Here is a 21,485-nt window from a genome sequence, read left to right as displayed (position 1 = left end):
TGCGTGCTCACTGGTGTCCCTTCGTCGTCGGGCTGTGCTCTGACGGTGCGGACGGTGCGGAGTCCGGGGTGAACCACGGCAGGACCGCGGTCGTCGTGGTTCCGGCCCGCTCGGGGGCAGGGCCGGATTGGTGCGTACGTACGAGAGCGCGGCGGCGCCGGTGTCCCGCGCGGGCCCCGGCGGAGCCGCCCGGGCGGCCCGGGCGGACCCGGTCCACCACCGCCATGCCGGCCCGGAAGAGCGCGGCCGGGAGGACCACTGCGAGGAGCAGCCAGAAGAGCGTCACGCCCCAGGGGCGGCCGACCCCCCACGGCTGGTCGACCAGGACCTTGCCGGCGTATCTCACCGACACCTCGTAGTCGCCGTGCGCGCCCGCCGACAGCTCGACGGGCAGCTCGATCTGCGCCTTCTTGCCGGGCTCGATCGTGCCGCGCCACTGCCGTTCCTCGTACTGCGGCGAGAAGACGCCGTGCCGCGTGCCGACCTGGAACACCGGGTCCTTGACCGGCGTCTGGCCGAGGTTGCCGACGGTGAAGACCACCTCGCGGCGGGCGGGCGCGCCGAACCAGACGAGGACGCCGCTCGCGCCTTCGAGGCGTACGGAGGCGAGCACGGCCAGCCTGCCGACGCCCGAGGCCTCGGGCAGCGGGGCGGTCGGGTGGCCGGCGACGGTGAACGCCACGTCCACGACGTCCTGCTGGCCCGTGACGCCGGCGACGTGCACGACACAGGGGCAGGGCCTGGGCGGCTCGGCGACCGGCATCTTCTGGCTGAACGCGCCCTTGGCGTCGACGGTGGCGGCCCGGCCGAGGGTGTTGGCGCAGGAGTTGGTGCCGCCGATGACGCCCTTGCCCGGCTCGCCCTGACCGCAGATCAGCAGCATGAGCAGCGCGCCCGGCTTCCACCCGGCCCCGCTGACGGTGATCTCGCCGCCCTTGCCGCCCTCGGTCTGCGACAGCGCCACGGTCGGCCCGGGAGCGGCCGCCCCGGCGGGGGCGGCCGGCAGGAGGCAGAGCGCGAGGGCGGCGAGGACCAGTCCCACGCTCGCCACCGCGCGAAGGCTCCGGGCCGCCGCCCGTCCCGTTCCGCTCGTCCTCATCGGTCCGCTCCTGCCGTCACGTCCACCAACTGGGCTTCTTCCACCGGGAGTCCGGGCTTCGGTACGGCCCGGGCGCGGTGTCTTCGGGCCGCGAGCGCCGCCGCTGCCGCCGCGATCAGGACGCCCGCGCCGGCGGCGAGCGCGCCCCCGGAGACGAACACCCGCTCGGCGCGGGCCTCGGCCGCCGGGGCGCCGGGGGCCGTCGCGCGGACGCGGATCGTGACCGAGTCGAGGGCGGGCGGGTCGGACCAGGCTTCGGTGCGGGTGAGCCGTTCGCCGGGGCGGAGGGTGAGCCCGAGGGGCCGGGCCGGGCGGTCGAGCACCGTTCCGAACGCTCCGTCGGCGCGCAGCGACAGGCGCGGCGCGAGGACCGTGCTGCCCCGGTTGACCAGGGTGTAGTGCACGGTGCCCGAGTCGTCGAGCCGTACCTCCTCGACCGTCAGCGCCGCGAGGCTCGGCCCGTTCACCCGCAGATGAACCGGCACCCGCACCTCGCGTCCGCCCGCCTCCGCCGTCACCGAGCCCCGGTGGTCGCCGAGGGCGGTGTCCGCCGTGACGGTGACGGCGAACGGCACGTCCGCCCGCGTCCGCGCCGGGACGGTCACCGTCCGCACGGCGAAGGCGAGCGGGGCGCCCTGCCCGTCGAGCCGTACGGTGAGCGGCTCCGCGCCCGGGTTGCTCACGGAGAGCGTGTCCTGGAGGACGCTGCCCGCCGCGCCTTCGAGATAGACGTACGGCCGTCCCGCCGCGGCCTGTGCCGTCCACTCCGGCGGCGCGGGCGCGGGCACGGGCGCCGCCGCCACCGCCCCGAGCAGCGCGGCGACGGCGGTGAGGGTCCCGGCCCACGCCCCACGCATCAGCGCGCCGTGCGCCGCGTGAGCCAGAGCACGCCGGCCGCCCCGGTCAGGAGCACCGTGCCGCCGAGGGTGCCGAGCGCGGTGGCGGAGTCGAGCGGGCCGGTCTTCGGCAGTTCGCCCCCGCTCGTGGACTGCGTACCCCCGGAGTCGGAGCCGGATCCGGTGTCCGAGGATCCTCCGGGCGCCGTGACGTCCAGTTCGAGCGACGGTGCGGGGTTGTTCTTCGGGGTGCAGACGGCCGCGTCCATGCCGAGCGCGTGGACGGTGAGCAGCCCGGCCGTGAAGGTGACCTTGCCGCTCTTCTTCGGTGTGTACGTACCCGTCAACTGCCCGATCTTGATCGGGGTGTTGGGTGGGATGGCCGCCGTGTTCGGCGTCCCCTTGACCTTGAGCGTCCCCTCGTCGGCGCCGCCGAGCTTCAGCTCGGCGCGCGGCGTCATGACCCCCTTGGGCAACTCGATCGGACTGTCCGAGACGCCCTTCTCGAAGGACATGGTGATCGTGTACGAGGAGCCGTTCCTGACGGCCTTGATGTCGACGGGCGAGACCGCACCCTTGGGCCCGATCTTCGTCTCGCACGCGTAGTTCACGTCGACGACCGCGGCCTGCGCGGCGGGGGCCGAGGCCAGGACCGCCGAGCCCGCCACCGCCGCTGCCAGCGTGAACGCTGCTCTCCTCCGGTACGGCACGATCCAAGCACCCCTCACCGCGAAGTTACTGACGGCTTATCAGATTGCGCGTCAAGGTACGCCTGGGGCGTTGAGGAGGGAAGACAAAGGGAGCACCGAAGTGCTCCCCTGATGGCTTGATCCGTATGCAGGCGCTAGGCGGGTGCGGCCAGTTCGGCCCAGACCGTCTTGCCGGGGGCGCCCGTCATGCGGTCGATCCCCCAGTCGAGACAGAGGCGCTGCACGATGAACATGCCGTGCCCGCCCGGCCGCCCGGCGCGGTGCGGGGTGCGGGGCGCGGGCTGGCCGGCCCCGCGGTCGGCGACCTCCAGGCGCAGCACCTTGCCCCGGCGTACCACGCGCAGCGTATCGGGCCCCTCGGCGTGCAGGCACGCGTTGGTCACCAGCTCGGAGACGACGAGCAGGACGTCCTCGGCGGCGGCTCTGGCGTCGGCGGAGGTGGCCGGCAGCCAGCCCCAGTCGTACAGCGCGGTCCTGGTGAAGTCTCGGGCGAGCGGAACGGTGCCGCTGGTGGCGCCGAGCGCGAGCGTGCGTACCTCCAGGGCGGCGGTGTCCAAGACCGGGCCCACCGACCCCTCGACCTCCCTGCCACCGGCAGCAGTGTCCATCAGCGCTTTCACCTCACCGATTCACCAGACAGATTCACCAGACAACGGACCAAACCGGGGCTCTTCTGCCCGGTCCTACGCCGACGACACCCGCCGCATCAGTCGGGCAGTGCCGCCGCGAGCGATTCGTGCACGGTGAAGACGACGTCCGCACCGGTGATCTCGAAGACCCTGGCCACCACCGGCCGCATCCCCGTCAGATGGACGCCTCCCCCTGCGGCGTCTGCTTTCAGGCGGGCCCCGAGGAGCACGTTGAGGCCCGTGGAGTCGCAGAACTCGAGTCGTGAGCAGTCGACCACGAGTCGCGACCTGCCCGCATCCAGTGCGCGGTCGAGTGGCGCACGCAACACTTCCGCCGTGTGGTGATCGAGCTCACCCGTAGGGGTGAGGATCTCGGTCTCCCCCACGGTGCGGACCTCGACCCGCAGCCGTCCTGGCTGCGTACTGCCGATGTGCTGGCGGTCCATGCCCGTGCCTCTTCTCGCTCTCGCGGATGCCGGTTGACGTGCCTGAACCATACAAGCGCAAGGCCGAAGCTTGCACCCGAACACTGCAACATACTGTTGCAAAACGGACAATTGACACTTGCAACCTGGTGCGTGAAGCGGGTAGGGCTAGTAGAGGACATTCGAAACGGCCGGCTCGGAGGCGCCGCAAACCGCAGCAGGAAGAAACGATGGAGGAGACCATGTCACCCCGGCTCGACGCCACGCGGACCCACGACGCGCCGTCGGCAGAAGCAACTCCGCCCCCCACCCTCGCAGAACTTCCCGGGATCGCCGAGATCACCGAGATCGCCGAGATCGGGCCGTTCGACCAGGTCGGCGCGCTGGACGCGCGGGCCCTGTCGAAGACCCTGTTCGCCCGGCTCGACGCCCTCGAAGAGGGCACCCACGAGTACGCGTACGTGCGCAACACCCTGGTCGAACTCAACCTCGCCCTGGTCAAGTTCGCCGCCTCCCGGTTCCGCTCCCGCAGCGAGCCGATGGAGGACATCATCCAGGTCGGCACGATCGGTCTCATCAAGGCCATCGACCGCTTCGACCTGGCCAGGGGCGTCGAGTTCCCCACCTTCGCGATGCCGACGATCGTCGGCGAGATCAAGCGCTTCTTCCGTGACACCTCCTGGTCGGTGCGCGTCCCGCGAAGGCTCCAGGAACTCCGCCTCGACCTCGCCAAGGCCGGGGACGACCTGTCCCAGCGGCTCGACCGGGCGCCGACCGTCGGCGAACTCGCCGAGGAGCTGAACCTCAGCCGCGACGAGGTCGTCGAGGGCATGGCAGCCAGCAACGCGTACACCGCGAGCTCGCTGGACGCCCAGCCCGACGAGGACGACAGCGAGGGCGCGCTCGCCGACCGGATCGGCTACGAGGACCACGGCATCGAGGGCATCGAGTACATCGAGTCCCTCAAGCCGATGATCGCCTCGCTGCCGGCCAGGGACCGGCGCATCCTCTCCCTCCGCTTCGTCGCCGGCATGACGCAGTCCGAGATCGGCGAGGAGCTGGGCATCTCCCAGATGCACGTCTCCCGGCTGCTCTCGCGGACGCTGGGGCGGCTGCGCAAGGGACTGACCCTGGAGGAGTGATCCTCCGCCCCGGGGCGAGTGGTTCTCCGCCCCCGGGGGAGTGGTTCTCCGCTCCCCCCACGCGCCCCCAAAAGCCTTGCAGAAAGGGCCTGTTCCTCTCGGGACAGGCCCTTCCGCGTTATTGACGGGCCGCCCGGAATGGGACACATTGAGGCCGGGGTTCAGGGGGGAATCGCATGGTTTCTGCGTACGCGGAACTGGAAGAGCGCATGCGCGGCCGGCTCGGGGGCAGAGAGTGCCTCCATGTGCCGTCGTGCCGCTTCGGTCTCTATCTCGCGCTGCGCCACTGGTGCAGACCCGGCGGCCGCGTGCTGATGTCGCCGGTCAACGACGACGTGATCTTCTTCGTGGTCCTCGCCGCCGGGCTCCGCCCGGTCCAGGCGCCGCTCGACCCGCGCGACGGCTCGATCGACACGGCCGCCGTGCCCGAGTCCCTCTGGAGCGGGCTCTCCGCCGTACTGACCACCAACCTGTACGGGAATCCCGACCCGGCTCCCGAACTGCGCGCCCGCTGCGACGCCCGGGGCATCCCGCTCCTGGAGGACGCGGCGCACGCCATCGGGTCGACGGTCGGCGGCCGCCCCGTCGGCACCTGGGGCGAGGCCTCCGTCTTCAGCCTCTCCAAGCACACCGGGGCGAAGACCGGGGGCTTCCTGGCCTTCGACGACCCGGCACTGCGGAGTGAACTGTCGGCCGCACGGGACGAGTTGCTGCACCCGACCCGTACGGGCGCCGAACTGGCCTATCTCGTACGGCCGTACGCCGAGGCAGCCGTCCGGGGACTTCGCCTGGTGAAGGCCGCGCACGCCACGCTGCGGCTGCTCGGACAGCAGGAGCGCGAGGAGATCCGGATGCCGCTGCGGGCCGGGGAGCTGAAACAGGCCCTCGCCGCCGCGCCGGGGCTCACGCCCTTCCACTCCTGGGTCCGCGTCGACATGCACGGCTACCGCCTCGGACCGGGTCCGGGCCGGCTGCGCCGCACGGAACGGCTGCTGGCCCGCCTCGACACCACGCTCGCCGCGCACCGGGCCGGAACGGAACGGCTGCTCCGGACCGAATGGGCGCCCGGCGGGGCGGCGGAGCCCGGGGCCCCGCTGCCGGGGGAGGTCCAACCGCTCTTCCGGGTCCCGCTGCTCGTCGAGGACCGGGCCGCGGCCGTCGCCGCGCTCGCCCGCCGGCGGATCGTCACGGGCTACCTCTACGACCCGCCGCTCGACACCTACGCGGGCGAGCTGTTCACCGACCTCTCCCCCGACCCCGAACCGGCGTCCTGGTTCGCCCGCCACGCACTGCCGGTGGACCCACGGCGGGCCGGCGAGGTGATCGAGGCGCTGCGTGCGGCGGGCGTCCGGCCGGTGCGGTACGGCGACGACCGTGGCTGAGACCGTCCGGCTGCACAAGCCGGAGGGGCCGGAGGGGGCGCAGGGGCCGGAGGGGCAGCAGGGGCAGCAGGGAGACGAAAGGGAGCCGGTACGGGACGGCGGCGCCGACTCCGACTCCGGGCCCGGGCCCGGAGGATCCGACGTCGCCCACGCGGTCGCGGGCTCCGGCGGGGACTCCATGTTCCGCAACGCGTACGCGCTCATGCTCTCCACCGGCGTCTCCGCCGCGCTCGGGCTCGGATTCTGGCTGGTCGCCGCCCGGTACTACTCCGAGGAGGCCGTCGGACAGGGCTCCGCCGCCATCGCCGCGCAGCGCCTGCTCGCCTCCATCACGGCGACGACCATGATCGGCGCGGTCGTCCGCTACGTCCCCCGGGCCGGCCGCGCCACGGGCCCCCTGGTGGGGCGGATCTACCTGGTCAGCTCCGTCGTCGTCACCCTGGCCTGCGGGATCTTCCTGCTGACCCTGGACTGGTGGGGCCCCTCGTACGCACCGCTCGGCTCGCTCTCCGCCGGGCTCTTCTTCACCGCCTCCTGCGTCGGCTGGGCGCTCCTCACCCTCCAGGACGGCGTCCTCACCGGCCTCAGACGCGCCTTCTGGGTGCCCGTGGGCAACGCCGGCTTCTCCATCGGGAAGCTGCTCCTGCTCGCCGCCTTCGCCACCACGATGCCCGTCCTCGGCGTCTTCGTGTCCTGGTCGGCCGCGATCGCCCTCTCCGTCGTCCCGCTCGGCTGGCTCGTCTTCCGCCGCCTCATCCCCCGGCAGGCCCAAGCCGACCACGACCGCGAGCCGCCCGCCATGCGCGAGATCGGCCGCTTCATGGCCGGGGACTCGGTCGGCGCGCTGTTCAGCCTCGCCATGATCAATCTGCTGCCGGTGATGGTCGCCGTCCGGTTCGACGCCGCGCACAACGCGTTCTTCTACACCGCGTACACCGTCGGCGGCACGATGGAGTTCATGGCCATCAACATGGCCTCCTCGCTCACCGCGCACGCCTCCCACAGCCCGGAGTCGCTCGCCGAGGGCGTACGCGGGGCGCTGCGGCGCATGGCGGTGCTGCTCGTCCCCGTCGTCCTCGTCCTGCTGGTCTTCGCGCCGTACATCCTCGCCCCCTTCGGCCCGGACTACGCCGACCACGGCACGACGGTCCTGCGGCTGCTCGCCGCTGCCGCGCTGCCCCGGGTCGCCGTCGAGCTGTACATCGGCGTGCTGCGCGTCCAGGGGCGCACGGGCGCCCTCGCCGTCCTCCAGGGCGCGATGTGTCTGCTCGTCCTCGGCTCCGCGGCGCTGCTCCTCGGGCCCGTGGGCATCTCCGGCGCCGGACTCGCGATGCTCGGCTCGATGACGCTGATGGCGGCGGCCTCGGCGCCCGGCCTGCGGGCGGCGCTGAGGGGAGGCCGCGAGGAGATCGAGTACGGCACGACTTGGGCGCGGCAGGCGGCCGAGCAGGAGTGGGCACCGCGGGAGGCGTCCACGCTGGGCCTGCCGGTGTACGTGCCGAAGCCGCCGCGCGTAGATCCGCGGGCCGGGGAGGACGGTACGGGGACCTGGCTCTGGCTGCTCCTCGGTCTGTCGACCGGGCTCTTCTGGATCCCGCTCGCCCGCGCGGAGACCCTCGGCCCGGGCCGGCTGTCCGGTACGGAGCTGATCGCCGCGCTGCCTCCGGTGACCCTCGCCGCCGGGATCCTGCTGGTCGTCCTGCACGGCGCCGTGCTGTCGCAGCGCCGGGTCCGGGCCGCGCTCGCCGCGACCGTCCTGCTCGCCACGTTCCTGGCCCTGCACACCGCGCCGCCGCTGCTCGGCATCCTCCCGGACCCGGCGGCGGGCCCCGGCACCGCCCTCGTGCCCGCCGGCCAGGCCCTGGCGGCGCTGCCGATCGTCCTCCAGGCACTGTGCCTGGCCCTCGCGGCCGTCCTGCTGCGCGCCCTCGGCGCGGGCGTGCGGATCACGGCGTGCGCGGTGTGGGTCCTGGTATGGGCGGGCTGGGCGGCCCAGCACGCCTTCGCGTCGGCACCGCTGCCGGTCCTCCTGGGGATGTGCGGGGCCACGATGACGGCGGCGGCGACCCGCGGCCTGCGCCGCCGCGCCGGCGACGGGTGACGCTCAGGCGACCTTGCGCAGGACCACGACCCAGTCGTCACCCTCCAGGGCGTCCACACGGTCGAACGTCCAGGTCTCGTCCCGCACGGGGAAGGTGTCGCCCACGTGCAGGGTGTACCTGTGCTCCTTCTCGGCCACGAGCCCGAGTCGGAGGGTGAGCGGCTCCCCGGGCGGTGTGTGGAGGTGGATCACGGCGAACCGTGCTCCGTCCGAGAAGCCCTGCACTCCGTGCCGAAGCCAGACCTCGTCACTGATCACGTTCATTTCCCATCGTGGTGTACTGCTTGCTGCAGTTCTTTCTGAACTCCTCCGCCGTCAGCGGCTCCGGGTCGAAGGAGTTGTACGGATTGCGCATATGGATGCGTCCCCGGTCGTCCACCTCGGTCACCTCGTAGACATGGCCTGCAACCAAGTCCTGGGCGAGCGGTGGACCGTCCTTGGCGCTTCGCGTGCCGATGAGGATCGGGCAGCCGTCCTGCAGCTTCTCCCGGAAGGTGGCGAGCAGCTGGCGGTCCGGGCTCACGCCGTCCATGTCGTACTGCGTGGGGATGTCATCGGTGTATGCCGGTCTTCCCGTGAGCTGAGCCAACATCTCGGCGCGGTGATTCACCTTCGTGCCGAGGTTGAGCCGCTCGTAGCCGGACAGCTGTCCGGTACGGTCTTCGTCCCAGGTCTGATCGACCCCCGCAAAGGCCTTCTCCAGGACCGCAGGCCACGCGGCGCCCCCTTCCACCTGCGCGTAGGCGGGTCTGTCGGGACGGTCCCACATCACCACCAGGTCGGGTGTGACGGACAGAACGGTCACGGCACCGGTCGGTTCGTAGCGGTCCAGGTCGCCGCCGCCGGAGGACCTCTTCACCTGGTCGAGAGTCACCTCGTACGAACCGTCCTCGTTCTCCTTGACGCGCTCCGAGATCGCCTCCGGGTAATGCTCGGCAACGGCCCCCATCGTGGCGATCACCCCGCAGTCCCCGATCCCTCCCTGCATGGTCTGGTCACGCCTGGGCGGACCGTCGAACAACGGGGTGCGCTGTCCGTCCTGGCGCTCCAGAGGAGTGCCGTACCCGTAGATGGCCACACCCATGTCCGGTATCTCCTTCGCGTTGAAGTCCGGTCGGTCCACGGTGGCGTACCGGTCGACGGGGCCCTCCGCAGGCTCGCGTGGGCCCGCGAGGGTGTCGCGCAGCTTCGAGAAGACGTCGCCCAGGAAGGCACGTTCGGGCTCCGGGCCGTCGTCGGCCGCGTCCGGATCGTCCTCGGGCTCCTCCGGCGCTTCGGGCTCCTCGGGCACCTCCCGGTCATCCGGGTCCCCCGGCGAATCCAGCTCCCCCGGCTCCTCGGGTTCCGCGTGTTCCATGCGGTTCTCGATCGCATCGGCAGGCAGCGGATTCGCCTCCGCGCCACCGTCCGCCGTGTGCAGCTCGCCCATATCCCCGTACCGTCCCCCTCGGTCACCAGACCAAGATCGTAGCGGCCTCAACGGCGCGGGACGCCCTGGCGGAAGTAGTCGGCCTTGCCCGCGGTCCTGTAACCCTCCAGGGCCGGGCCCGAGTCGACCGTCAGGTCGCAGGACCGGCCGCCTGGGACCGCGCGGTTCCAGTGGACGTAGGCCTTGGCCCTGGGGAGGGTGGGGGCGATCTTCGGGATGGCGGTGTACCAGTCGCGTTGGCGGTCCGGGCGGTCCTGGTCCGGGGCGGTGGCGAATTCCGCGAGCATGATCGGCTTGTTCGCGGAGATGTTCATGCGCAGCCAGTCGTACGTCGGGCGCTGGCTGGACTCGAAGTCCAGCCAGGCGGGCGACTTGTGGCACTGGTAGTAGTTGTACTGGTCCATGCCGATCCAGTCGACGTACGCGTCCCCCGGGTACAGCGCCCTCATCGTGTCCGCGTTGCCGAGGTAGCCGGAGACCGTCCATACCCAGACGACGTTGCGGACGCCCAGGCGCTCGAAGCGCTCGCGCAGGTGGCGGTAGGCGGCGACGTACTCCTCGGGGGTGCCCGCGCCCTCCTTGATGCGCATGTCCGTCTCCTGGTCGAAGGAGAAGAAGACCCGCTTGCCGTACGCCTTGAGGCGGCGGGCCTGCGGGTCGATGACCGAGCTGTCGTACTTTCCCGACGCCACGTTCTTCCAGCCGAGCTGGGTCTCGCTCCAGCCCGCGTGGTGCTTCTCCTTCCAGACCGTGGACTCCCAGGCCAGCATCAACAGCCGGTCCTCGCCGAGTTCCACCTCGTCGGGGGTGAGGAGTTCGCCGTCCGTCTTGTTCCCCGACATGTCGTGGTACGTATAGATCAGGTCCAGCTTGCGGCCGATCTTCCGCTCGAACGCGTACACCGGCCTGGTGAGGGAGCTGTCCTCGTCGTACGGGATGTACGCGCCCCACCACGCGCCGTCGCACGGCAGGACGAGCTTGCGGTCGGGCGCGCAGCGGTCGTCGGAGTTCTGGGTGTTCCAGAGTCCTATCGCCGCGGCGAGCGCGCCCACGGCGGCGAGCGCGACCGCCATCATGGGGGCCCGGCGCGGCGGCCGCGTGGCATGGCGTCGGTTCATCGCCCGCCACCGGGCTTCCGTTTGGCGCGGAAGCGGACGCGCACGCCCGTGCTCTCGCGCTCGACGGCGCCACGGGTGGCGGCGGGCAGCGGGACGCCGGGCAGCGCGGCGACGACCGTGACGAAGACGGCGAGCGAGACCAGGAACGCGGTCGTGGAGAAGCCCTCCAGGAGGAACAGGCAGGTCGCCGTGAGTGTCGCGAGCGACAGGCTCACGGGGGCCGCGAGCGCGAGCGCCTCCAGGCGGGCTCCGGGGCGCAGCCCGGTCGGCTGCGGGTGGAGCAGCGCGAGGCCGGGCGCGAGGGCGACGAAGGCGAGGACGGGGATCCAGCGCAGCGGGGAGCCGCCCGGCAGCGCGGTGGCGCCGAGCGCGAGCCAGCCGGACGCCGCGAGGCCGATTCTGAGCCGGAGGTGTGCGGGTGCCATGGCGTGCGTACTCCCGTGGATCGGTCGGGTGGAGCGGTGGTGGGGTGGTGGGGCCGTCAGGGCGTCGGTGCCGGCCGTGCGCCGCGGTACTCCAGGACCAGCCCGTGCTCGCTCTCCTCCACCACACGGAAGAGCGGCGAGCGCTTCAGGTCCTCGCTCAGGGTCCGGAAGCTGCCGGGCGGCAGATAGCCCTCGCCGATGACCGCCTTCTCCTGCGTCGGGGTGAGGACGACGAAGGCCGGACGGCCCTCCGGGATCCCCCGGGCGAGATAGCCCGCCGGATCCTTCAGCATCTTCAGGTTCTCGGGGACTTCCTGCTCCGTGAAGAACCAGCGCTCGTAGTGGTCGTAGCGGTGGTACGCGCCCGGGAACGAGCCCGTCGTGGCGAGGATCAGCGCGCCGTCCCCGGCCCGGTCGTAGGCCCGCTCGGTGAGGGCGAGTTCGGCCGGCGGGGCGTAGTGCATGCCCTCCTTGCCGTAGTACGAGGGCAGGAAGCCGGCCAGCAGGGCGGTGACGGCGAGCGGCAGCGCGACCGCGGCCGTGCGCCGGGCCACCCTGGCCGCCCGGCCGGCCGCGCCCGCCGCCGGGACGAGCGCGGCGGCGGCGAAGAACGCGGTGCCGGGCAGCCCGAACAGATAGACGCGGAAGAGCATTTCGCCGCCGTAGTCGTTGACGGCGAACATGGGCACCGGCGCTGCGGCGGCGAGCAGCAGCGGCAGCGCGCTGCGGACGAGCCGGCGCCGCAGCAGGACGGCCGTGCCGGCGAGCACGGCGAGCGCGAGCACCATCAGGATGTTGGCGGCGCCGACCAGTTCGGGACCCGGCCCGGTGGGCTCGCCGGCGTACCCGGCGCGGGAGTTGGAGAGCAGGTCGCCCGCCGAGTCCTTCAGGGTGCTCATCGTCTCCAGGAAGAGGACCCGGCCCATGGTGAGGTCCCAGGCCAGCATGATCAGCCCGGTGACGGCGAGAAGCCCGACATTGCGGTAGCGGCGGGTGAGGCAGAGCGCGAAGAGCGTCGCGCAGAGCATCACCGGTGTGAGCTGGTGCGAGGCGTTGACGGTCGCGATCAGCGGGGCGGTGATCAGTACGCAGATCGCGCGCTGCTTCGGCGTCGTGGGCGGCGGCACGGCGGCCGCCGCCGGGTCGAGGAGCGTACGGTCGCGGAGCCGTCCCGCCGACCCGGGCCGGACGAAGTGCCGGACAACGACGGCGAGGACGGTCAGATAGAGGAGGTACGAGAAGCCCTGCGGCGACAGGTAGTCCTGGCCGACCCAGTTCGCCAGCTGGAAGATCCACACCCCGGTCCACACGAGCCGCCAGTCGTCGCTGAAGGTGCGGTAGATCAGCAGCAGGACGGGGAGCGTGAGGACGCCCAGGGCGATCGGCGCCCAGTTGACGAACGAGGCCGCCGAGTCCACGCCGAAGGCGCGGACGAGCGCCGCGTCGAGCGAGAAGAACCCGGGCCACTGGTCGTACGCGGACATCCCGCCGGACAGCTCGCGCTGCGGGTACACCGTGCCCTCGGCGAGAAGCCGGCTGATCACCGCGTCGTGCTTGGAGGCCCAGGCGTAGCGCACGGAGTCGTAGAGGATCGCGGGCGGCGCCTTGAGCGCCACGAGCATCGCGACGCTGTACGCCGCCGGCCACCACGGGGCCGTACCGGCCCGCCGCAGAGTGACCAGGAACCCGCAGGTCAGGACGGCGAGGGAGGCGTAGAACGCGAGCGGGAAGCGGTCGAGGAGGCCGTAGTCGCCGATGGCGCGGAAGCCGATCCGCGGGAGCGCGTACACCCAGAGGGCGGCGGCCACGAGCAGCGGCAGCGCGCTGAAGACGGTCTGCGGGCCTGGACGGCGGAGGCGGGGGCGCAGACGGGGGCCGAGGCGAGGTCTGCGGCTCCGCGCGGACGTGTCCGCGGCGTCCTCCCGGGCCGCGTCCTCCTGCGCTTCCGTACGCGGTTCCGTACGCGGTTCCGCATCCGGTTCCGCCTCCGGCCGCCGGGCTGGGGGAAGCGGCACGTCGCCTCCGGTGGCCGGTGCGGGCACACGCTGCTGCACGGTGGAACTCCCCTTCGAACACTTCGCCATCAGGTCACGCCCATCGGGCCCCGGCGGTCGCCTCGACCGCCTCCCGAACCGCCTCCCGAACCGCCTCCCACCGGCCGTCAGCCCGCCGTCAGCCCGCGAACTCCGGCCCTGTGACCAGTGCCCGGGCCCTGCGGTACATCCGCCAGCCCACCGTCGGCAGCGAGTCCGGGTACGGCGCCGCCTTGGCGCCCCGGCCGTCCATCCAGTGCTCCACGTCGGCGACGGTGTGCCCGCGGCGCACGATGAGCCGGGCGATCCGGTACCGCTGGTCGGTCTCGGAGCTGAGCGCGTGCCGGACGGCGACGGCCGAGGAGTACCCGGCGGTGGCGGCGGCCCGGCGTACGGCCGGACTGTTGTAGCCGTGCGGGTAGGCCAGGTGCCGGACCTCGCGTCCGAGGACGTCCTCCAGGGCGGCTTTCGGCTCGCGCAGCTCACGCCTGAGCTCCTTCGGCGGCAGTGTGTCGAGCTGGGGGTGGGTGGCGGTGTGCGCCCCGACCTCCATCCCGTACTGCTCCAGGAGAGGCGCCTGGTCCAGCGTCATCATCGGCGCGGGCGGCAGCAGACAGACCTGCCCCGGAGTGATCGCGCCGGTCGTCAGATACGCGGTGGCGGGGAGCTCGCGGGCGGCGAGCGCCTCGGCCGTCGGACCGGGCAGGTCGGCGAACCCGTCGTCGAAGGTGAGGACGACCGGCCGGGGCGGTAAAGGGGCGCGCCGGGTGAAGTGGTCGGCGAGGACACCGATGGTGACGGGTGTCCGCCCGCTGTCGACGATCGCGTCGAGCTGCGCCTCGAACTCCTGCGGCGTGACGGTGAATTCGGCGATCCAGGCAGGCGGATCCTCCATCACGGCGTGGTAGAGGAGGACCGGTATGCGGGTGTGGGCGGGTGCGCTCATCTCGAACCCCGCATCCGCAGGCGGGCCTTGGCGTAACCGAGCGGTCCGTAGAGCATGCCGCGTCGCTCCAGTCGGGAGAGGCTGCGAGGCCAGGGATGGGTGTGGGTGCCGTGCTCGCCGGGAACCCCGCCGCCCTCGGCGTGGCGGCTGGCGGTCATGTTCCTGGCGTGGGCGAGCCCGCGGGGCAGCCGGGCGAGGAGCGCGGGCAGCAGGGCGGGGCGCCGGACGAGGGTGGCGGTGAGGTACGCGGTGAGACCGGCGCCGTACCCGAACGCCTGGTTCCGCACGTCCTGCCAGCTCTCGCGGTGGTGGTGCCAGACGAGGGCGTCGGCGGTGTAGCGGAGCCGGAAGCCGGCGGAGAGGACGGCGACGAAGGCGTACAGGTCGTCCCCGCCCCGGGCCGTCGTCCCGGTGCCGGTGGCCGGATCGAAGCCGCCCGCGGCCTCCAGGGCCCGGGTCCGGAACGCCATGTTGGCCCCGGAGCCGAAGCTGCCCGCGGTGAACGGGAAGAGCGGTTCGTCGGCGGGCGGCCGCACCGGGTCGTACAGCCGGGGCGCGAAGCCCTTGGCGAAGCCGCCGTGGGATTCCAGCAGGATCTGGGCGGGGGTCCGCAACCGGGCGGGCAGGATGAGGCCGGTGACGCAGCCGAGCCGCGGGTCGGCGGCGAAGGGCGCGGTGAGGGCGGTCAGCCAGTGCGGGTCGGCCACGACGTCGTCGTCGGTGAAGGCGACGACGTCCGCGCGGGTGTGCGCGAGGCCGGTGTTGTGGGCGACGGCGAGCCCGGGGGTGTCCTCGCGGACGTACCTGACGCGGTCGCCGTACGCGCCTCTGACCAGCTCTTCGGTGGCGCGCGTGGCGGGCGCGTTGTCGACGACGACGATCTCGTAGTCGGGATGGTCCTGGTCGAGGAGCGAGTCCAGGGCGCGGGCGAGCTGGTCGGCGCGCTCACGGGTGGCGACGACGACGCTCGCGCGGGGCGGGACGAGGCGGGGCTCGGGGTGCTCGCGCCGGGCCTCTTCAAGACGCGTGCGGGCGAGGGCGGCGAGTGTGTCCGCCGGGTCCGCCCCGTCCGGTACGTGCCCGAGCACGGTGGCGGCGGGCCTGCCCCGGAGCCGGACGAGCGCGTAGAGGTCTCCGGGCCCGGGCGGCGGGCCGCCGGGGGCGGGGCGGAGGGAGAGGACAGGTCCGTCGGGTGAGCCGAGGTCGAGGTCGGCGACGGAGAGGGCGTGTGGTGGTCGCATGTGCGTGTCCCCGTTGTCGGCTCAGGCCCGGCCGGTGCCGCTGCCGCTGCCGCGGAGGCGGGCGATCCGGTTGAGGGTGCGGCGTCCGCGCGCGGCGAGCGCCGGCCGGTTGCGTACGAAGCCGTGGGCGCGGCGGGAGGGCTCGCGGGAGAGCCGGTACAGCCCGGCGCGTAACCCCGGCCGGGTCACCGACCCTTCGTACACGGTGAGTTCGCCGGTCTTCAGCGCGTCCTTGTACTCGGCGTCGCCGCGCCCGAGGTCGAGCATCCCGATCCCGGCCGCGGCGGCGGCCTCGGCCATCCGCAGATGGAGGACGAGGCCGGGCGAGTACTTCGCGAACTCGGGGTCGTAGGAGGGGAACCAGCAGGAGAGGACCGTGCGGGAGCGCAGCCCGAAGTGGGCGGCGACGGGCCGGTCGCCGGCGTAGAGCACGGACAGGACGCCGGAGCAGCCGGGTGCGCGCAGCTCGTGCAGGTGTCGCACGAGGGTGTTGATCCACTCCTTGGCGAAGCGGTCGCGCCGGCCGGTCCTGCGGTACTGGGCGGACTTCCACGCCATGAGGGTGCGCAGGGCGGCCGGATCACGCTCGTCGAAGACGAACCGCGTGGGGCCGACCTGGCGGCCGAGGCGGCGCTCCTTGGCGAGCGTGGTCCTGAGGAACTTGGGCGACTGGGCGCGCAGGACGTCCTCGTACGCGACGTAGCCCTCGCCGACGTCGATGACGGGCGAGCCGAACGACTCGGCGGTCTCGCCCAGGAAGGCGGCCTGCCCGGCTTCCAGGTTGTCGAACTCCCAGGCAGAGAGGCCGCAGACGCGCAGCAGCGCGCGGGGCGAGGGCGCGAGACCGGGGCGGGTGACGGCGCCCTGGCAGTCGGAGACCCCGAGCCCGACGGCCCGCCCGCGCCCGAACGACCTCTTCTCGTACGGGAAGAACCCGACGGGCTCCCCGTCCTCCCACCAGACGGCCACCCGCACGCGGGGCCGCACCTCGGCGACGGCCCGCGTGAACTCGGGCCCCATGAAAGGGTTCTCGGGCGCCCCGGACTTCCCCCGTAACTCCCGCCACGCCTCGTCCTCGCGGTCGGTCAGCTCCCCCGGCTGCACGATCTGCACGAACTGCCTGCGGCTGCCGTCCTGTTCGCGGACAGCCTGATGACGGACAGCGCTCAACTCCGACCCCCCGGTCTTCCCCCCTGAGTCCTGCCGCTACAGGACGGTACCGGTCGAAAACCCTCCGGGACAGGGCACTCGGCCTATCTGTGACTGAGGGGAATTCATGATGATCAAGCGACCAATGGGACGGGCCGGTGCGGCCACATGAGTACCTGGACCGCGGCGGATCACGACCCGGCCACGAACGACCCGGCGTTCCACGACATCCCGCTGAGAGAAGTCGCATCTCAACCGAACGACCGACAGCCTTCGGGATCGGTACGGGCAACAACCACTTACGTGTCGGCGTGCTGCGGCAGGGCGAGCCAGTCCGACCAGGAGATCTCGCGGCCGAGGAAGCGCGGCTGCTCGAACGGCCAGTCGGCGGCGATCCACTGCGGCACCAGCGTGTCGAGGGCCTGCTCGACCTCGCTGCCCACCAGCTCGTCCACCACCCACCAGGAGATCTCGCCGTCCGCGCCGGCCTTCTCCGGCGGGTCGATGTAGACACAGCCGAGCAGAACCGTCTCCGCCGCGTCGAACAGCGCGTAGTTGAAGGACTGGTGCGCGGCGATCTCCTTCTCGTGCCGCAACAGGTCGGCCTGGTCGGCCTCGTAGGTCATGGTGGCCGCGGGCCAGCCCCAGGCCGGGCCGAAAATGGTCCACAGCCGCTCGCGCGAACCCATCACCGCCGGATAGTCGAGCGGGGTGTCCGCCTCCCGGATCGGCCGCAGGTGATGGCCCCCGCCCGGCAGCGATACCAGGACGGGGTGGACGAAGTCATCGGGAAGCCAGCTCATGGCGCCCGACCGTAGCAGCGCGTGACCGTCCGCTCCCCTTGATTTTCCCCGCGTACCGCCAGGCTCGGCAGACTCCGTGATCGGTACGGCAACGGCTTCTCAGGCCAGGTCACGGGCGGATCGTGATCAGATCACGCGCGTACCCCGGCGCCAGACCTCCGTCACCAGGGGGACGCCCGGGCGGTAGGCCAGGTGGACGTGGGACGGGGCGTCCAGGATCGTGAGGTCCGCGGCGGAGCCGGGGGTGAGGTGGCCGACGTCCGCGCGGCGCAGGGCCGCCGCGCCGCCCGCCGTGGCCGACCAGACCGCCTCGTCCGGGGTCATGCCCATGTCCCGTACCGCCAGCGCGATGCAGAACGGCACGGACGAGGTGAAGGACGAGCCCGGGTTGCAGTCGGTGGACAGGGCCACCGTCGCGCCCGCGTCCAGCAGGCGGCGGGCGTTCGGCCACTCGGCGCGGGTGGAGAACTCCGCGCCCGGGAGGAGCGTCGCGACCGTCGACGACTGCGCCAGGGCGTCCACGTCGGCGTCCGTCAGGTGCGTGCAGTGGTCCGCGCTCGCCGCGTCCAGCTCCACCGCCAGCTGGACACCGGGGCCGTACGAGAGCTGGTTCGCGTGCACCCGGGGGTGGAGCCCCCGCGCCTTGCCGGCCGTGAGGATCGCCCGCGCCTGGTCCCCGTCGAACGCGCCCTTCTCGCAGAAGACGTCCACCCAACGGGCGTACGGGGCACAGGCGTCGAGCATGTCGCCCGTGACGAGGTCCACGTACGCGGCCGGGTCCTCGGCGTACTCCGGCGCGACGATGTGCGCGCCGAGGTAGGTGACCTCGTCGGTGTGCGCGGCGGCGATGCGCAGCGCGCGCGCCTCGTCCTCGACCGTCAGTCCGTAGCCGGACTTCGTCTCGAAGGTCGTCGTCCCCTGGGCGAGGGCCTCGCGCAGGTAGCGGGCGACGTTCGCCGAGAGCGCCTCGTCGCTTGCCGCGCGTGTGGCCGCGACCGTCGTGCGGATGCCGCCCGCCTTGTACGCCTGGCCCGACATCCGCGCGTTGAACTCCGCCGTGCGGTCGCCCGCGAAGACGAGGTGCGAGTGGGAGTCCACGAATCCCGGGATCACGGCCCTGCCACCGGCGTCGACCCGGTTGTCAGTGGCGGGTGCTTTGCTTGATCCACCGACCCAGACGACGCGGTCGCCTTCGATGACGACGGCCGCGTCCTGGATCAGACCCAGGGGCGTTCCATCACCGAGGGAGGGATCGTTGGTGACCAGGCTTGCGATGTTGACGATGGCGGTCGCGGCCGTCGCCACGGCGCTGTTCGCGCTCGTGGGGGCGGAGGTCGCCGCCGGGCTGTTCCTCGTCGCGGGGCCGGTGTTCATGATGAGAGATCTCTCCTTCAGCCGCTTCAGCCGCGCAGGGCGGCGATCGAGTCCGCGAGGGCGCGGGGCACGTCCGGTACGGACCGGTGGATCCCGTCCCGTACGACATGGCGGCCGCCCACGACCGTGTGCCGCACATCCGCGGCCGACGCTGCGAATACCGCCGTCTCGGCTGCCAGACGCGGCACCGGTCCCGCTGTCCTGACGGAGTCCAGCGCGATCGTCGTGAAGTCGGCGAGCGCGCCGGGCTCCAGGGTGCCCGCCTGGCCCCAGCCGAGGGCCGCGTGGCCGTCGGCGGTCGCGGCCCGCAGCAGCGCGGCGGCCGTCCAGTGGCCGCGCGTGCGGGAGCGGAGGCGTTCGTTCAGCTCCATCGCCCGGGCCTCCTCCAGGAGGTCGATGACGGCGTGGCTGTCGCTGCCGAGCGAGAGCGGGGAGCCCGCGCGCTGGAGGGCGACGGCCGGTCCGATGCCGTCCGCGAGGTCGCGTTCGGTCGTCGGGCACATGCAGGTGCCCGTCGTCGTCGAGCCGATGAGCGCGATGTCCCCGTCCGTGAGGTGGGTGTTGTGGACGCCGGTCGTCAGCGGGCCGAGGACGCCGTGGTCGGCGAGGAGCTGGGTCGGGGTGCGGCCGTGGGCCGCGAGGCAGGCGTCGTTCTCGGCCGTCTGCTCGGAGAGATGGACGTGCAGCGGTGCGCCCCGCTCGTGCGCCCAGCTCGCCACCGTCGACAGCTGGTCGGCCGGGACGGCGCGTACGGAGTGGATCGCCGCCCCGATGCGTACGCCCTCGCGCTCCTTCAGCTGGGAGACGCGCTCCGCCCAGGCGTCGGCCGTGCCGTCGGAGAAGCGGAGCTGGTGGCGGTCGGGGGCGGCGCCGAAGCCGGAGGAGAGGTACGCGGTGTCGAGGAGGGTGATGCGGATGCCCGCGTCGGCCGCCGCCTGGACGAGGGCCTCGCCCATGGCGTTGGGGTCGGCGTACGGGGTGCCGCCGGGGGCGTGGTGGAGGTAGTGGAACTCGCCGACGGCCGTGATGCCGGCGAGCGCCATCTCCGCGTACACCGCCCGCGCGAGCGCGTGGTACGACTCCGGGGTCAGCCGGGAGGCGACCTGGTACATGATCTCGCGCCAGGTCCAGAAGGTGCCGGAGCCGACCTGGACGGTGGAGCGCAGGGCGCGGTGGAAGGCGTGCGAGTGGGCGTTGGCGAGGCCGGGGATCGTCAGTCCGCGCAGGACGACGGCGCCGGGCGGCGGGGCGATGCCGCCCGCCGCCGCGCCGGCCCGCGCGGCGTTCTCCGCGCCGGCACCGGCTCCCGCTCCCTCGGTCGTCTCCGCACCGGCTCCCGCCCCCGCGTCGGCCCCCGTCCGGACCGCCGTGATCCGGCCGTCCGTGACCTCCAGCACCACGCCGGGCTCGACGTTCGTGTCGAGCCAGGCGTGTTCCAGCCAGTACGTCGTCACCTGCACGCCAGTCCTTCCAGTACGTCGGCGAGCGCGAGCACTCCGGCCACGCAGTCGTCCTCGGCCGCGGACTCGGCCGGGGAGTGCGAGACGCCCGTGGGGTTCCGTACGAACAGCATGGCGGTCGGGATCGACTCGGACAAAATACCCGCGTCGTGTCCGGCGCCCGTGCCGAGGACCGGGGTCTTCTCGCCCAGGACGGAGGCGATCTCGTCCCGGAGGGCGTGGGCGAACTCGACGACGGGCGTGAAGGACTCCCGCACGACCGTGAGGTCGATGCCGTGGCGGGCGGCGTGGTCCCGGGAGGCCGTCTCGATGCCGGCGATGACGGTGTCCAGGGCGTCCTGGTCGGCGGCGCGGGCGTCGAGCCAGCCGCGGACGAGGGAGGGGATGGCGTTGACGCCGTTCGGCTCGACGGCGATCTTGCCGAAGGTGGCGACGGCGCCCGCGAGTTCGGCCTCGCGCCGGGCGGAGAGGACGGTCTCGGCGTAGGTGAGCATCGGGTCGCGGCGGTCGACGAGGCGGGTGGTGCCGGCGTGGTTGGCCTCGCCCGCGAAGTCGTACCGCCAGCGGCCGTGCGGCCAGATCGCGGACGCGATGCCGACGGCGTCGCCGGACAGGTCCAGGGCGCGGCCCTGTTCGACGTGGAGCTCGACGAAGGCGCCGATCCGGGCGAGGCGCTCGGGGTCGGGACCGATGGCGTCCGGATCGTGACCCGCGGCCTCCATCGCCTGCGGGAGGCTGATCCCGTCGGCGTCGCGGAGCTCGTACGCCTGCTCCTTCGTCAGCCGGCCCGCGGTGAGGCGGGAGCCGACGCAGGCGAGGCCGAAGCGGGCGCCTTCCTCGTCGCCGAAGTTGGTGATGGCGAAGGGGCGCTTGAACTGGACCCCACGGGACCGGAGTTCGTCGAGCGCGGCGAAGGCGGAGACGACGCCGAGGGGGCCGTCGAAGGCGCCGCCGTCGGGCACGGAGTCCAGGTGCGAGCCGGTGACGACCGCGTCACCGGCGGCGGGGTCGCCGAGCCAGGCCCACTGGTTGCCGTTCCGGTCGACCTCGTAGTTCAGGCGGCGGGCCTCGGCCTGCATCCGGAACCAGAGCCGGCAGTCGGCGTCGGCGCCGGTCCAGGCGTAGCGGCGGTAGCCGCCCGAGGCGTCGCTGCGGCCGATGGGCCGCAGCGAACGCCACATGG

The 21,485-nt window shown here is 72.8% G+C and carries 20 protein-coding genes; 3 read left to right on the top strand and 17 right to left on the bottom strand.

The features are described 5' to 3' along the window. Positions 1–7 precede the first annotated feature (7 nt). From ACF1G2_RS28675 to ACF1G2_RS28655, 5 genes are all read right to left on the bottom strand, one after another. On the bottom strand, positions 8–1,099 hold the full coding sequence (locus ACF1G2_RS28675) for a hypothetical protein (RefSeq protein ID WP_391801064.1): 1,092 nt from the start codon (positions 1,097–1,099) through the stop codon (positions 8–10). After that, a complete protein-coding gene (locus ACF1G2_RS28670; protein ID WP_391801063.1) occupies positions 1,096–1,956 on the bottom strand; it encodes a hypothetical protein in 861 nt (286 codons plus the stop codon). Before ACF1G2_RS28670 ends, ACF1G2_RS28675 begins: the two co-directional genes overlap by 4 nt. Continuing rightward, positions 1,956–2,645 carry a peptidase gene (locus tag ACF1G2_RS28665; protein ID WP_391801062.1) on the bottom strand — a complete coding sequence of 230 codons (690 nt, stop codon included), beginning with the start codon at positions 2,643–2,645 and terminating at the stop codon, positions 1,956–1,958. The genes ACF1G2_RS28670 and ACF1G2_RS28665 overlap by 1 nt, the downstream gene beginning before the upstream one ends. A 134-nt stretch (positions 2,646–2,779) precedes the next feature. Next, positions 2,780–3,253: an ATP-binding protein gene (locus tag ACF1G2_RS28660; RefSeq protein ID WP_391801061.1), complete on the bottom strand. Its 474-nt coding sequence runs from the start codon at positions 3,251–3,253 to the stop codon at positions 2,780–2,782. A gap of 98 nt (positions 3,254–3,351) precedes the next feature. Next, positions 3,352–3,720: an STAS domain-containing protein gene (locus ACF1G2_RS28655; RefSeq protein WP_391801060.1), complete on the bottom strand. Its 369-nt coding sequence runs from the start codon at positions 3,718–3,720 to the stop codon at positions 3,352–3,354. Positions 3,721–3,929: 209 nt separating this feature from the next. Here ACF1G2_RS28655 and ACF1G2_RS28650 point away from each other — a divergent pair, with 209 nt between their 5' ends. The 3 genes from ACF1G2_RS28650 to ACF1G2_RS28640 all read left to right on the top strand — a co-directional run bounded on the left by ACF1G2_RS28650 (position 3,930) and on the right by ACF1G2_RS28640 (position 8,324). Continuing rightward, positions 3,930–4,841, top strand: a complete 912-nt coding sequence (locus tag ACF1G2_RS28650; RefSeq protein WP_391801059.1) for an RNA polymerase sigma factor SigF — start codon at positions 3,930–3,932, stop codon at positions 4,839–4,841. A gap of 176 nt (positions 4,842–5,017) precedes the next feature. Further along, a complete protein-coding gene (locus tag ACF1G2_RS28645) occupies positions 5,018–6,223 on the top strand; it encodes a DegT/DnrJ/EryC1/StrS family aminotransferase (RefSeq protein WP_391801058.1) in 1,206 nt (401 codons plus the stop codon). Beyond that, the gene (locus tag ACF1G2_RS28640; protein WP_391801057.1) at positions 6,216–8,324 is read left to right on the top strand and encodes a lipopolysaccharide biosynthesis protein; all 2,109 of its coding nucleotides are present in this window, start codon (positions 6,216–6,218) and stop codon (positions 8,322–8,324) included. The genes ACF1G2_RS28645 and ACF1G2_RS28640 overlap by 8 nt, the downstream gene beginning before the upstream one ends. A gap of 3 nt (positions 8,325–8,327) precedes the next feature. Here the strand turns inward: ACF1G2_RS28640 and ACF1G2_RS28635 are convergent, their stop codons facing one another. From ACF1G2_RS28635 to ACF1G2_RS28580, 12 genes are all read right to left on the bottom strand, one after another. Continuing rightward, positions 8,328–8,588, bottom strand: coding sequence for a DUF6406 domain-containing protein (locus tag ACF1G2_RS28635; protein WP_391801056.1), 261 nt, complete (start codon positions 8,586–8,588; stop codon positions 8,328–8,330). Then, positions 8,572–9,753 (bottom strand): C2 family cysteine protease, encoded by a 1,182-nt coding sequence (locus ACF1G2_RS28630; protein ID WP_391801055.1) that lies wholly within the window; start codon positions 9,751–9,753, stop codon positions 8,572–8,574. Before ACF1G2_RS28630 ends, ACF1G2_RS28635 begins: the two co-directional genes overlap by 17 nt. A gap of 47 nt (positions 9,754–9,800) precedes the next feature. Further along, positions 9,801–10,871 (bottom strand): glycoside hydrolase family 26 protein, encoded by a 1,071-nt coding sequence (locus ACF1G2_RS28625; RefSeq protein WP_391801054.1) that lies wholly within the window; start codon positions 10,869–10,871, stop codon positions 9,801–9,803. Then, on the bottom strand, positions 10,868–11,296 hold the full coding sequence (locus ACF1G2_RS28620) for a hypothetical protein (RefSeq protein WP_391801053.1): 429 nt from the start codon (positions 11,294–11,296) through the stop codon (positions 10,868–10,870). Before ACF1G2_RS28620 ends, ACF1G2_RS28625 begins: the two co-directional genes overlap by 4 nt. A 56-nt stretch (positions 11,297–11,352) precedes the next feature. Continuing rightward, a complete protein-coding gene (locus ACF1G2_RS28615) occupies positions 11,353–13,350 on the bottom strand; it encodes a hypothetical protein (protein ID WP_391801052.1) in 1,998 nt (665 codons plus the stop codon). Positions 13,351–13,468: 118 nt separating this feature from the next. After that, positions 13,469–14,275 carry a polysaccharide deacetylase family protein gene (locus ACF1G2_RS28610; RefSeq protein WP_391801051.1) on the bottom strand — a complete coding sequence of 269 codons (807 nt, stop codon included), beginning with the start codon at positions 14,273–14,275 and terminating at the stop codon, positions 13,469–13,471. Further along, on the bottom strand, positions 14,272–15,516 hold the full coding sequence (locus tag ACF1G2_RS28605) for a glycosyltransferase (protein ID WP_391801050.1): 1,245 nt from the start codon (positions 15,514–15,516) through the stop codon (positions 14,272–14,274). Before ACF1G2_RS28605 ends, ACF1G2_RS28610 begins: the two co-directional genes overlap by 4 nt. A gap of 21 nt (positions 15,517–15,537) precedes the next feature. Next, the gene (locus tag ACF1G2_RS28600) at positions 15,538–16,629 is read right to left on the bottom strand and encodes a GNAT family N-acetyltransferase (protein WP_391801084.1); all 1,092 of its coding nucleotides are present in this window, start codon (positions 16,627–16,629) and stop codon (positions 15,538–15,540) included. Positions 16,630–16,964: 335 nt separating this feature from the next. Further along, entirely contained in the window at positions 16,965–17,468 is a 504-nt protein-coding gene (locus ACF1G2_RS28595; RefSeq protein WP_391801049.1) for an N-acetyltransferase, read from the bottom strand. A 126-nt stretch (positions 17,469–17,594) separates the two neighbouring features. Then, positions 17,595–18,842 (bottom strand): imidazolonepropionase, encoded by a 1,248-nt coding sequence (gene hutI / locus ACF1G2_RS28590; RefSeq protein WP_391801048.1) that lies wholly within the window; start codon positions 18,840–18,842, stop codon positions 17,595–17,597. A 26-nt stretch (positions 18,843–18,868) separates the two neighbouring features. After that, complete coding sequence (locus tag ACF1G2_RS28585; RefSeq protein ID WP_391801047.1) at positions 18,869–20,302, bottom strand: formimidoylglutamate deiminase; 1,434 nt, start codon at positions 20,300–20,302, stop codon at positions 18,869–18,871. After that, complete coding sequence (locus ACF1G2_RS28580; RefSeq protein ID WP_391801083.1) at positions 20,293–21,483, bottom strand: allantoate amidohydrolase; 1,191 nt, start codon at positions 21,481–21,483, stop codon at positions 20,293–20,295. Before ACF1G2_RS28580 ends, ACF1G2_RS28585 begins: the two co-directional genes overlap by 10 nt. Positions 21,484–21,485 lie beyond the last annotated feature (2 nt).

It is taken from the genome of Streptomyces sp. NPDC013457, assembly GCF_043089925.1.
GTDB lineage: Bacteria > Actinomycetota > Actinomycetes > Streptomycetales > Streptomycetaceae > Streptomyces.
The sequence above is the reverse complement of the archived record's forward strand: the minus strand, read 5'-3'. Positions and strand labels throughout refer to the sequence as shown.